We start from the raw sequence: 13,352 nt of genomic DNA, 5'->3' as shown, positions 1-13,352 counted from the left end.
ATCCGATAAACGGGAAAGAGGGAGTTGCTGGCCTTGGCACTAGGAAGACATTGTAGAGCCTTCGCAAGCTTAATCTTTTCAAGGTACGCTAAGAAAATCTTAAATCCGCCGTAGCTGGTTGCATTCTCTAACGAAAATTGTGTTTTCATTTTACTAATAGTTGTGTTAGACTTCACCTTAAGGGTGCTCCTCTCTTTGTGGGTGATGTTGTAGGTAAACACCATTCTACCAAAGATTCGGGGCACTTTTCATGTTTTTAGAGCATGTTACTTTCGAAATTTAGGTTTAATACTGGACATCTCAGCCAATACTACTTGCCCTTTAAATAGAAGTCTGCAAGCTGATTGCAAATCTTCATATTTGACAGTCTTCTAATCATCTGCAATACAAACTTTTTGTCTACTTCAAAAGAAGCATCAGATCTTCTGACTGTGAGAATTTTCTTAATCTCTTCGGTAAAAGCTTCAAGAGATAAATCTTGATTGTCTTCATTTGAGTGCAGTAATTTCATGTTGTATTCCTTGGCAACATCAATAATTGCTCTAACCTCTTCCCTGTTTAGCCTGTGTGAGATCGCCCAATCCCAAAAAATAAAATGTTCTTGATCAACAATGTAATCCCGCAGAAGATCGATGTAATATTCAAGCCTTTCTACTTTTTCTTCCAATGTCTCACTGAAGTCTGACATAATACGCTCCTCATCTTCACATTTTCAGAATGCCAAGAATGTAAATATGTTGGCAATTGTTCGGGCTGTCGAAAGAGGTACACCCAGGTCGTAAAGAGCCCCTGCAATCTGATCAATGATAGTCTGTTCAAGAACTTGGGATTGTTTCGCAAGCTCGTCTAATACATCAGCAATATCATCAAGATGCTTTGTAAAATACTTCGCTTCTTTAGCTCCGAGTTGACTAGCGATATCGTCTATTAATGAACCTCCGTTCCTTAATGCCCAAGCTACTGCCTTAATTGTTTGCTGCGCAATCCATCTTTTGATTCCTTGTGGTTCTACTATACCATCATCGCCCGGATAAATGATCCGTTGATCGATTTCAAGATTTGAAATATTTGAAGCAGCAAAAGCACCAGAAGGAAGTAAAAAACTCAACGTCGAAATAGCCAAGATTAGTACTATTACCCTTTTTCTAAACATTCATACCTTCCTCAATTTCTAAAATTTGGAAGATCCATAAGTATATTATCATAAATACTAGTTTCTTTCCACCTTTTATATATAAATGAATAATAGTACTAATTTTGGTTTCTCGATAACTTATTACTATAGCCTGGTTAATACTGCTTTTGCCTCATAAGTTGATTGAGCAAATTTTTACGCATCTATCTCACCACGTTATTCATGATCTTTCTTGTTTCGATCAGCCATCATTCTCCTACCGAGCTGTTCAATCACAAACTGCCAAACAATGATACCCCCATTATAACCAACAAATGCATATCCAAGATAATGCATCCAACGGCAATCCAGACGTTTCTTTGACGATGACCCCGACGGGGGACGATTGTTAAACCTGAATTTCGAAAGCCCATGATATCAAGGACCGGGCATGAACCAAACGTCACATCAGCTGTAAAAAGAAGGGGATTTTCCAGTAGAATCGAGTCCGATCCTGCGTATGCGGATGGTTCTTCCCCCTCCCCATTGAAGAGGCTTCTCGGTTTCCATGTAAAATTGAGGAAGAAGTCATTCCAGTATGGCGATTCTGGCTTCGATTCGCTTCCAGACATGCCGATTCGCAAAATCCTTCGCGAGCTTGAGAATCACATTGCGGCTGTGCCGAATCAGCGTCGCGGCGCAATGAAAGAACTCCAGCCGGAAACGGGCAATCGTGTAACCTTGATGAACCGGCTCACAGCAGTCACGCTTGAACCGTTCGAACAGGTTATACGCCAGTAGTTTGACCAGCAGGTCGATTTCATTCGCCTCAAAATCGCTGGTCGCGATCCGGTTAATCGAGAAACCATGTTTGGCTTCCTTGATATAGTTCTCCATCGAGCAGCGCTGGTTGTAGAACCGCCATAGGTCAATCGGCTCCCATTCCAGATTGGTCACGATCGCTTCATATTGCCAATCGGTGTCCAGCACCAGACAGGCTTGCCCGTCTTCGATGACTTGCGTTTTGCGTATAACTACAACGCGGCGAGGCTTTTTCCAGGATGTCGCCTTGTAGATCAGTGTAATCCCTTCGATGATCCAGTCTTCATCGACAAATCGTTTCCAGTACCGGCAGGCCGCAACCTCTGCCGCAAGGCGCTTTGTCCACTTCAACTTGCCGACATAGCCGATGTTCTTGCTTTACCACAGGCTATAGAAATCTTCGCCGCCGAAGCCCTTGTCGAATCTGGCATATTTCACCGGGCGTTTGCCAAGGAGTTCGAATGTTTCGTTCAAGAACGAAGCGGCATCCGTAGAGGAATGCGTGTTCCCTGATCGGAGGACAGCATTAAGGCACAGACGGGACTGCCCCTCAAATGCCAGCAGTGGGTGGTAGCTTTTGCGGCCGGGCTTATGTGGGTTTGTGCCTTTCGCAGCGCCAGCCTGATCGCCGTATACGGTTTCCACCGTGGAGTCCAGATCCAGGATGAGCGCTGACGGCAGGCAGGGCTGAATGACTATCTGATTGAGCGTTCGCAGTTCCGATCGAAAATGGGGGCAAGATGTTCTCAGACGGATCAGTTCTTTATACAGTAAGGAGTGGTGTGGGCATCGCCCACCGAGAAATCGCTTTAGAAGCGAGTCGTGCTGCAGTTTGCGAAAATGAAAGAGCCGCTCGCAGCCAAGCATCCATCCAACGATGAGGTAAAGCAGAATGCGATAAACCGGAAATAACGAGTTGTGAGCTTTCCCACACGACAACCCGCGTAATGCCTGGGAAAGCTTGATTTTCTCCAGGTACTCCAGAAAGATTTTGACGCCACCGAAGCTGGTGGCATTCTCCAAGGAAAATTCAGTCTTGATTTTGCTGACGGGTGTGGTAGACTTCACCTGAAAGGTGCTCCTCTCTTTGTGGGTGATGTTGTCTGCAAACACCATTCTACCAAAGATTAGGGGCACTTTTCATGTTTTCAAAGAGCGATACTTTCGAAATTCAGGATTACTATTATACAATATTATACATCAAACAAGTAAGGTTTCGCTAGGTTCATTTCGATTTTCTTCATTCGAATCTTAATTCGATGATCTATCTTTCTAACTTACTTTGATTATTCTTCTGTCGCTGACAGAATCCCGATGGCTGATTCGGTCTGCCTCGTTCATTCCGGTCCACGATGCCGTGATCATCTTTTTACTTGATGCGGTGTTCGGGGTTCCATAAGCAATTAACCCAAGGAACCGATCCTGGATGTTGGAATCAGAGATATCTTTCCTCGACGAAACCGATGTCATCCAGCACAAATCTCGAAGGCCCTTCATCAAAATAAAACGTAATCCGCTCCAAACGCCCCGGCTCAAAATCCGTTTGTTCTAAATCCAACTGCTCGATCGAAATCTCCACCGTCTGGAACACCGGTGTCAGATGATTCTTGTACTTGCCGTCCCGCAGCCGATCCTCCAGCAAAGGAAACACGGTATACTGCGTCTTCGGCATCGTCAGGATATGAGAATAATCATCCAAGGGGATATGAACCGAAGCGCCGTCCAGGTCTTCAAGTTCAACGATAATCTCCAGCTCAGGGGACAGAGCAGAATCAGTCGTTTCCAATTCATGTTCAGCATTCATGATCGAGAAGGTGAATACCGCTTCCGATGGGTCTTCGATGGCTTCCAGCAGCTTATCCCGGTACTGTTCTGACAGTTCGATGGTGAATTCCGCCTGCTCTTCCCATTCAAGCACGGCGCCTTTTGTCCCTTTGGAAACGCCGTTCTTATTATTCACATCCTGCACTTCCCATACGGTGAATCCCTTCGCTGTAATCTCCGAACCGTCCATGGCGATGATGTCGCTGTCAACATGCTCAAAATCATGAAGCGGCAGGAATGCCCCGCTTTCGAAGCGGTTGAAGTACCGCGAATGTTCGGGCAGCCAATCACCGGCCGCACGGAAATCACGGAACATAGGCATATATTCCCGTTTATCGTGGAAGACGATCTCTAAGAAAGCTGATACATACAGCTTCGTGACCTCTTCTTGCTTTTCTCGCGGCATCGTATCCTGCTGATTCAGAAACACCCCTTCAGGCAGCGCAAGATCATACGGCCCCCACGATTCATTAAAATAACTGTGATTCGCACTCTCGATGAATAACGCGGATTTGAACCGATGGGGATCTGAGAAAGTCGTGCGGGAATATTGTTCATCGCCATTTAGCGTGTTGACATCCGCATCCCGTCCGCCGTAGATCGTAAGGTAATAGACATCATGCAGATAAGGGGCTTTGTGATCGACATTCACATCTGTCGGAGCGATCGCTGCTACGGCTTGAATCGTATAATCTTCCGGAGCGGGCAGCGCGTCCTCTTCGCCGAACCAGCGGCTTGCATCCGCCGCCATCGCCGCTGCCTGACCGCCTCGCGAGTGGCCGACGAGGGCGATCTGATGCATATCGATCTGCCCATAGAAGGGATTGCCCGGCTGTTCATTAAAATGCCCTAACTCTCGGATATGCTGCAACAAGATCCAGGTCCGCAGCTTGTAGTTATCATTAGGGATGCCGGACCAATAAGAGTAATTCAAGAAGTTCTGATCGACGGAGATCGCGATCATTCCTCGACTGGCCAGCAGTTCACCGAGGTACGCATAACCGTCATCGGAGAATTTCTCCATCGTATGGTTGCCGTGGACGATCAAGACCAGCGGATAGGGTCCTTCTCCCTCGGGCATCCACACCCTGCCGTTCAGCGGAAGTTCTGATTCGTCGAAGCCCCAGAAGATCCTTCGCCACTCCGGCCAATCCTGAATATAGTCCGAAGCATCCACAGAGCGGGAGTGCAGCGTCACTGCCTCTGCGAACTCCGGACGGTGTTTGTCGCTGCCGCTGCCATAGGTGAATATGGTATAAGCCATCTCACCGGGCAGCGCAGGATTGTCAGCGGTCATCGATAATTCTTCGGCATCACTTGCTGCCGCAGATGTGCTGTAGATTGCTGCTTCATCTTCAGGCGGTAACGATCCGCTGGTTACGGGAAGAATCCACTTGGAACTTACCAAAACAACAAAAATGCACATCATCATGAGCGAGATCAAACGAGTCCGCGGCCGGGACATGCGGTCGAAGATCAAATGCAGCAATACGCCGGCTGCCGATCCGCAGACTACTGATCCCATACTGATGACAAGCGAAGCGATGGCATCGAAGTCCACGGAGTAGTACATAATCGCAAAGGTTACCGGCAGCGAATAGAGGAATGTTCCTAGGTATACGCGTGGAATAGCTCGGTGCACGGGCAGCAGGAGCAATGAGAGGATGCCGATGCTTGCACTGGATCCGATCATATGGATGAGCAAAGCGACGAGTATATCGAAACCTCGGCCAATGCCCGTCGGCATCCCCAAAGCCAACAACACGAACCATACAGCTGTAGACAACCATAGACCAACGGAGGCGGACCAACTGCTTGGAGTATCATACTGCAGCATCTTGATCCGAAGACTTACCCACATATTCTATCTCCTCCCTCCACTCACATCCAGCTTTCCTCGGCCGCCGCTTGCTGTATCGATCAGTTGCATCAAGAGAAATGCACAGTCGCAATTACAGCGATGCTAATGTGCGCAGCGCAATATCCATCTCCGCTTCCACAGCTTTGCTGACTGCGTCGGTATAAGGATCATAGACATCCGCCAGATCCGCATCGGCATAACCGTCGGTGGCAACGATGGCAGCCGCTTTGGCTCCGCGAAGCGAAGCAATGGTATAGAGCGCGGAGATCTCCATCTCCACCGCGAGAACGCCTGCTTGTTTGTACAGTTTGTGCGGGAATTCCACGACACCGTTATAGAACACGTCCAAGGTTAAGGTGATTCCCTTGGCCGTGTTGATTCCTTCTACTTGCGAAGCTTGGTTGTAGAGGGCCAAAGCCAGTTCCGGATCAGCCACAGCAGGGAATCCTTCCGGTACCAGCTGTGCGGTCAAGCCGTCCGTGCGTACCGCCGCCGTGCTGACGACGAGGCTTCCGGGAGGCAGATCCTGAGTATAGGAACCGGCTGTGCCAACGCGGATCAAGGTCTTCACACCGCCGCGGATCAGCTCTTCGAAGCACACCGCTGCCCCCGGACAGCCGACACCGTGGCTGACAACCGCGATACAAACCCCCTGATACGTGCCGACGAAGGTGCGGTATTCCCGGTTATAAGCCAGTTCCTTCGCATCTTCCATACGATCAGCGATCAATTTCGCTCTGCCGGGGTCGCCGCAGACGACAGCGCGGTCAGGCAAATCTTCGGAATTCAACTTTAAGACTGGCAGAAACATTCGATCATTCTCCTTCTAGTTGGTAAGTATCTCAATCGTCCAAGATGGTTCATACTTGCACATTGTACCAAATTATTGGCCAAAAATCTTCACTGCCTCCGATGAACCCCCGCCGATTCCAACACGTGCCCGATGATGCGAATAGGAACGATCGCCGTCTTCACCGTTCCATTCATATAGCGAACACGGAACTTAACAGCATGCAGGCCGACCGCCAAACCCTCGTCCAGTGAGGAGAAGGACTCATCATAAAGTTCACCCTTGTAATGTTCACTGTCCCGAACACTTTCTAGTACGGTCTCCACCTGCACCGGCTGCCCCTGCCGATCAACAGCGACCAATACAGCACTCACTCGCTGAACAGGGACGGGAGACGTCATGGCGTTTAACAGGAATTTTTCACCCGAGTAATAATCCTTCGGATGCACCTCCGTCTCATGTCCTGCCTCACGATGGTGCTCGTACCAGTGATCCGTATGATGCACATCGGCACCAAGGGTCAATTCTCGTACCGCCAAAACCGCCTGCTTCATATCCGTAAACCTTCCGTCGGATACCGTCAATTGAACAGCGTGATTTCCAATCTGTGTTAAGCGCAGTTCAATATGCTGCTTATTCGATGTATATACCGTCCCATCCGGATAAGTGATACGCCAGGAATAGGTGAGCGGATCCCCGTCGGGATCATAAGATCGATTGCTAAAGGATACCGTGTCCCCTTCCCAGATCGTGCTGGGCGACCAAGTAAAATCTGCAACGGGCGGACGATTATTGATCACTTCTACAGTCCGATCGATGGACTGCGAATTGCCGTTGGGTGTAACAGCCGTAAATCTGACCTGATAATGTCCGTCAGGAATCACCGGAACTTGGTAGGATGCATGCCATGTCTTCAAGTCACCCTTTCGCGTTCCTGCAAGCTCTTGTCTGTTCTCATATCTCGTACCTCTGAACATCGTAACGGTAACGCTGCTTGCATATTTGCTCGTAGTTGCTTCCAGGGCGGTGAGTTCTCCTGTTAACAATTCTGATGCCAGATTCGGCACAAGATTAATCGGGGTGTTCACGCGAATCGGGAAATCGATGTCCGCTCTAATCCCATTCTGTCCAACAGCGCTTAGGCGTAAAACATACTGCCCATCCGGCAGCGTCTCTGGAATCGTATAGACGATATCCTCCCAGTAGATGTCGCTCCCCCGCTTCGTCCCCGTATGATTGGCCACGGTCACCGGGGTCGTCATTCGAGTCGTTGCTGCGCTGTTATAGATCGCTACTTCCAAATCATGCCGATAAGGATATCTCGTCCAGATCTCATAGATTCGCAATTGTTCACTGGCTGGAATATTGCGCAAGCTGAACCTAGCCAGCTCTGCCCGCGCCTTCGCATCGATCTGCGGCGGCGGCTCCTCAGCGAGCGTGAAGGTCAGCTTGTAGGGATCCGACCAAGCACCCTCGATATCACGGACGGTATATTCCAATTCGTAGCTCCCCGCTGTCAATTCATCTGGAATATAATACAGCCATTCACCGCTGTTCCTCCTAAACCGTATCTTCCTCTCCCGTATGCCCCGCTGCGGATCCCGATATTGATGATCCAGATCATAGGATTGATCCACCCAAGTCGTCTCATAGAGTCCGGTTGCAGGGTTATAGGTCCAGTCCAACACCGCTTGTGCGATCGGCTTGCGATGGGCGGCGATGCTCATATAGGCTTCGTTGGAGTAATAGGAATACTGCGGTTTGCTGACGGGATTGTCTCTAACCCTGCGGTAGATCGTATACAGCCCGGGTTTGTCCAGACTGTTGCGGAGCAGCTGGGATTGGTAATGATTCGCATCATATTCAGATACGGCATAGGAAGCGCGACCTTGGGGGTTATCGTAATAGTTCGGGTCATGCACGTATAACGTCTGCGGCTGGATGATCGGATCATCCTCCGGATCGATCTCGATCGTATGCATCGTGAACGGCTGATTGACCAGCACGGTCATTGAGGCACGGGGCGGATTCAGAGCTGCGATTTTCTCCACAACGGTTTGAATGATGGATTCGATCGATTGACCGTTGTTGGTGATGTAATGATCATGGGGAGCTTGATTCCGGATACTCGATTTCCCTGCCAAGATCACCTGCGCATCGGACTTCTGGACAACGTTCGTGAAGTCTGCCGGCTCGCTGATATTACCGTCGCTGATATATACGATGTACTTAGCAGAAGTCGTGCTTTCCCAAGGCGTGCGGTAAGGCTCGCGGACATGGCGGTAAACGGTGCCGCTGTAGTACCCTGTGTAATTGTCGTGGGTGATCGTATATGGAACCTCGATTGTCCTCGTGATCGTCTCGGTAACGACTTTGTACCACATATCTTCTGTGTGATTGCCGCATACCTTCACATCCCACAGCATCCAGGGTGAACCCGGCCAGGTTTTGGAACAAGTATATTCATAATAGGTTCTGTTCTCTGTGACCGTTTCAGTTCGCGTGTGATGGGTTGTATAGGGATTGTTGCTGACACTGTAGCGCTGCAGCGTGCCGCTGTAACCCTCCTGATCATAATAGTAGGTCGAGCTGGGATAACTGCTTCCTGTGTTCCTTGATGTGCTGACGGATTTAGAGTAGGTATAGGTTTTCATATCCCATTTTTTGACGAGCGGATCCAAGGACTCCTGTCGGAAGCGATTCGTGATGCCTATGACGTTCTGATTCACATAATCGATCTTCGCTTGTGCCAAGTTCTTGTCCAGCATGAAGAAGATCTCGACTTCCGCCTGTTCATAGGGGAGATCCGCGTAGATGTCTGCGTAAGGGATATAATTCTCTACCTTAAAATAGGTCTCCGACGCCGAAGAACGCTTGCTGTCTTCCGTAAGATGCTGTGTGAGCGTCAGTTGGCCGAACACCTCTTCAGCCGTCGTAACCACCTTATACTGACCAAGACCGTGCCTCGGCGTGTATTCCGTGAGGGGACCGAAGATCGTATCGACCAGTTTGCTGTAAGACTCGTCGCCCCGCTCGTCATAATAGATGCGATGCACTTCGTTTACGATCTCATCGCCGTCGATGCTGACCACATGGTTGTAGAAGGTAATAGTCTCGCCGCGCGCCGCTTCGCTCGAGTATGCATGCTGGATAATCGCCGGCGGCACGTCCTCGATGATGCTGAACTGGACCACGTAGGCATCCGATACTCTACCAAGGGCGTTGGTCGTCGTAAGCGAGATCTGATAGCGTCCGGGCTTGGTGTACATCAATTCCTTGTAGAGATCCGTGTCCGTTCCCATCTTGCGCTCGCCGGTGCTGCCATCCAGCGCCTCGAACGACCACTCATGGCTGACGATCGGATAACGAGCTTCCACATAGGGATCAACCGCTTGCGAACTCGTATTCCGCACGAAGATCGTACGGTTCTCCTTCCAAGTGCCGCCGTCCATATCAAATTCCGCCCGCGGCTTGGAATCATGGACAAGCACCCACTTGTCGAAGGTGCACTTCAGCCCCGAGCTCAAACGATACTCCACATAGACATGATTCAGTCCATCGGCATCATCGCCGAAGATATATCGGCCGGAGAAAAACTGCTCATAACTGACGACCTGGCCGTTCACCGTAACATAGACCGATCTGACCCGCGACAGATCCGTCGTCTCCGAGACATCGGTGAAGGGCAGGATATCGATGGCGTGATCGCCGATGTTCGGACTGCAGTATATGGGGTCGGGATCGCTCGAAGGCGGATCGCCTCCTCCCGGATGGGATGGAGAGCCGGGGTCATCGGGTTCATCGGGCGGATCCGGCAGAGGCGGCGGGGTGACTCCGAATCCTTGCTGATAACTGGTGACATGTTGCCGCTTCTCCCCGTCTCCGAAGGTGACCTGTGCGGTTACCGTGATCACCATCGTTCCCCCTTCGGGATAGTCGGGCTTGCGGATCGGTATCTTCACATCCGTATAAGCGTAAGCTCGGCCGTGGTCAATCACCAGATCATTGCCTGTATAGGTGCCAAGGGTAACTGCTGATTTGCCCGGATGCTTAACGGTGACCGTGAGGGCCCAGCTTTTTACATCATCTCTTGTATAATACTTCACCCGATCATAGCGGTTATGGTAATAGGCATCATCCAGCAGCCTGCCGCTTACTCGGTAAGGGAGTTCGAAGGTGTCGTGGATTTGTTTCTCCATCTTGTAATTGGGTGTGATGCCCGGTCCCGGTTCGATTCCGGCTTTCACCGGTGTGTTGTACTTCATCTTCCGCTGGTCGATTACATGCGAGGAATACCAGATCTTGCCCGTATGGTCAATGGACCACATCGTCCCCGCTCCCGGCGCCCAGACCGTAGGATCCTGCGTCACATAGATGTAGTCGAATAGGTTCTTATTCGGATCCTCTGCGAAGGTGGAGTACTTGACTTGTACGGCTTGTGATTTGATGATGCTGTTGACTTCGTTTACTCGATTTAGTTGGTATATATCATCTAAACTTCTATAAACAGAGGCTAACATCGGGCTGATATTACTAGGTTGATTAGAAACGTTTTTTAATAGAGGATTAGACCACGGACGGTAAACCCAAGTTCTTTCAGAACCTTTCTGTACTCTCATATCAGGTATGAAATACGGATTTACATAAGGTTGCCCGTTTCGATCATAACCAAGATAACGGTATTCCCCCTTAACCCCGTTTTTCGTAAAATACGGATGTTTGGGAGTAAGAGGACCGCCCCCATCGGGGTAATCTATTTCATGCTGAGGATCAGCGTAACCCGCCTTAAAGTTTCTTGGCCCCTGGTTAAAAGGCAACAGCTCTGGATTTCCGTATACGATAACTCCTAAGTCATCCCATAACTTTTGCTGAAATGGATATCCGTTTGTGCTGCAGTAAGGAAATCCTGGAGGTACATCAAATCTGTTTTTATATAATCTAATACATAGTTCATATTGAGTTTCTGCTAAGAGTATTGGAGGGAAAATTGATGGCATTATAGTGAATAGGCATAACACAATAATTATGACCTTTCTAATCAAACTCAAATCACCGCCTTATATTTGTTGCAATTCTTTAAGAGATTAGAGATCAAAGAGATTCAATATAACTCAAATAGTTGCTATTTGATTGTTGATTCCTTCCTATAACCATAAATAAAACCGTCTTTTCCAACATCTTTTGTGGAAAAGACGGTTCTTCCGTACACAAATACTTCGTTGAACCAAAATTATCTCACGCAATTCTACACTCTCTATTCGAATCGAATAGAAAAGTAAGGAATTTCCCTATAGAAATAACTTATAAGTATTTTATAGTCCCCTACTTCTTTTTCAGAATAGTAATTTGTGATATATTCAGTCTCATGTATTTTTTTGTAATTTTCCAAAATAAATAGCTTTGCTTCTATGTAATCATCGTATAAGATCGATTCTAATAAAATATCTAAAATGTTTTCATATCTATCTAGTGTTTCTTCAGTTGCTTTGATCACCAGGTCAAATCCTGATCCTAAAGGTCCTACTCCTAAGTCATATCTTAGTAATCCATCAAGCAAATCTCTAGATTCCATATGTCTTTCATATTGACTTTCGTCTTCATAAAAATAAAAAGAAGAAAACTCTTGAATTGAGAAAAAATCATCTTCATGTCTAACAGCCTGTACAATAATCTCATAAACCTCTTTCTGTTTCTCATTCATAAAGATGTGCACCTGATCCGGATAGCCGTTTGCTCCGGGTACGATCGCATACGGATACGGACTCAAGTCAATCTCAGCAGGTTCACGTAAGCTCTTATCATGGATGCGGGAGATGATCGTCAATGCCTCAGCCCGCGTCAGCTGCCTCTGCGGATTGAACTCCCCGCCCGGACCGCCTTGCATCAGTCCGAGAATAGCTGCCTTGCCGGCAAAACGTGCATACATGCTGCTAAAATGCCGAAAATCCTTAAATATCGTCGCCGCTATATCGCCGTATTCATTCTGAATGAACCCATCATATACCATGCTGAAATTCACAGCGATGGATGCTGCTTTCTCCCGAGTCAACGGCTTTGTATACTCTTCCTCGAATTGAAACCTGCCGATGAGCGAGATGTTCATCGCCATATCCACATAGTTCTGATACCAAGGATCTCCGTAACTAAAATCATGCCCGGCAAACTTCAAGATGTTCTTCTTCGACTGCGTGACGATCCGTTCCAGAAACGCTTCATCCCAATCGCGCACTCCTTGCTCATCCACGCGTGTACCGCTGTTTATAACCATCACGATGAACTCCGCCGTCGTCACTGGCTGATCCGGCCGGAAGGTTCCGTCAGGAAAGCCGTTGATGATGCCGCCATCCGCATACTGCATGATGATCTCCTCCGCCCAATGCCCTCGAATATCCGGGAAAGGCAAGGATGCGGCCGTCTCCGAAGAGGGGTCACCAGTATAGTCATTTGCCTCACCGGTTTCGGCAACAGACTCACCAGTTTCAGCATCAGTCTCAACAGATTCTGCAAGAGCTTCATCGGTTGCTGCATAAGCATTCTCAGAATCTGCATAAGACTCAACAGAAACGGAATCTGTAACAGATTCTCTGGCATCATCATAAGTTTCTCCAGACTCAGCATAAGACTCCGCGCCTTCTGCATCAGTCCCATCAACCTCATCAGACTCAGCAAGAAGCTCCTCAATACCCACATAAGCCTGATCGTGCTCAGCATGCACCAACTGCGGCGGTGTTAACAGCAGCAGTGCTGCCAAGATGATGAACATCTTTCTCATCTTCATCTCCCTTTCCTTCCATTCCACCAAAAAATAAAACCGTCTTCTGCAACAGATGTTGTAAAAGACGGTTCTTCCGCGCGCGAATATTCCATTTGAACTACCTACAACTTACCACGGGCAGATCCTTTCGTCAATATATTCCAGTGGAATTCTGTTATTTTAGTAA

General features: G+C 48.5%; 6 protein-coding genes and 2 pseudogenes. All 8 read right to left on the bottom strand.

The genetic code is table 11. From position 1 onward, the window contains the following. A pseudogene (locus PRECH8_RS14680) lies at positions 1–176 on the bottom strand (IS1380 family transposase); the annotation flags it as partial. A 134-nt stretch (positions 177–310) separates the two neighbouring features. Continuing rightward, complete coding sequence (locus PRECH8_RS01675) at positions 311–688, bottom strand: DUF1878 family protein (protein ID WP_200965335.1); 378 nt, start codon at positions 686–688, stop codon at positions 311–313. A 24-nt stretch (positions 689–712) separates the two neighbouring features. After that, on the bottom strand, positions 713–1,153 hold the full coding sequence (locus tag PRECH8_RS01670; protein WP_200965334.1) for a YqxI family protein: 441 nt from the start codon (positions 1,151–1,153) through the stop codon (positions 713–715). Positions 1,154–1,702: 549 nt separating this feature from the next. After that, positions 1,703–3,004, bottom strand: a pseudogene (locus PRECH8_RS01665) (IS1380 family transposase). Positions 3,005–3,371: 367 nt separating this feature from the next. Next, a complete protein-coding gene (locus PRECH8_RS01660; RefSeq protein ID WP_200965333.1) occupies positions 3,372–5,621 on the bottom strand; it encodes an alpha/beta hydrolase in 2,250 nt (749 codons plus the stop codon). A 91-nt stretch (positions 5,622–5,712) separates the two neighbouring features. Next, positions 5,713–6,432, bottom strand: coding sequence for a nucleoside phosphorylase (locus tag PRECH8_RS01655; RefSeq protein ID WP_200965332.1), 720 nt, complete (start codon positions 6,430–6,432; stop codon positions 5,713–5,715). 89 nt (positions 6,433–6,521) lie between these two features. Next, positions 6,522–11,408 (bottom strand): PKD domain-containing protein, encoded by a 4,887-nt coding sequence (locus PRECH8_RS01650; protein WP_371871159.1) that lies wholly within the window; start codon positions 11,406–11,408, stop codon positions 6,522–6,524. 257 nt (positions 11,409–11,665) lie between these two features. Beyond that, a complete protein-coding gene (locus PRECH8_RS01645) occupies positions 11,666–13,189 on the bottom strand; it encodes an S-layer homology domain-containing protein (protein WP_200965330.1) in 1,524 nt (507 codons plus the stop codon). Positions 13,190–13,352 lie beyond the last annotated feature (163 nt).

It is taken from the genome of Insulibacter thermoxylanivorax (assembly GCF_015472005.1).
Classification (GTDB): Bacteria; Bacillota; Bacilli; order Paenibacillales; family DA-C8; genus Insulibacter; species Insulibacter thermoxylanivorax.
The sequence above is the reverse complement of the archived record's forward strand: the minus strand, read 5'-3'. Positions and strand labels throughout refer to the sequence as shown.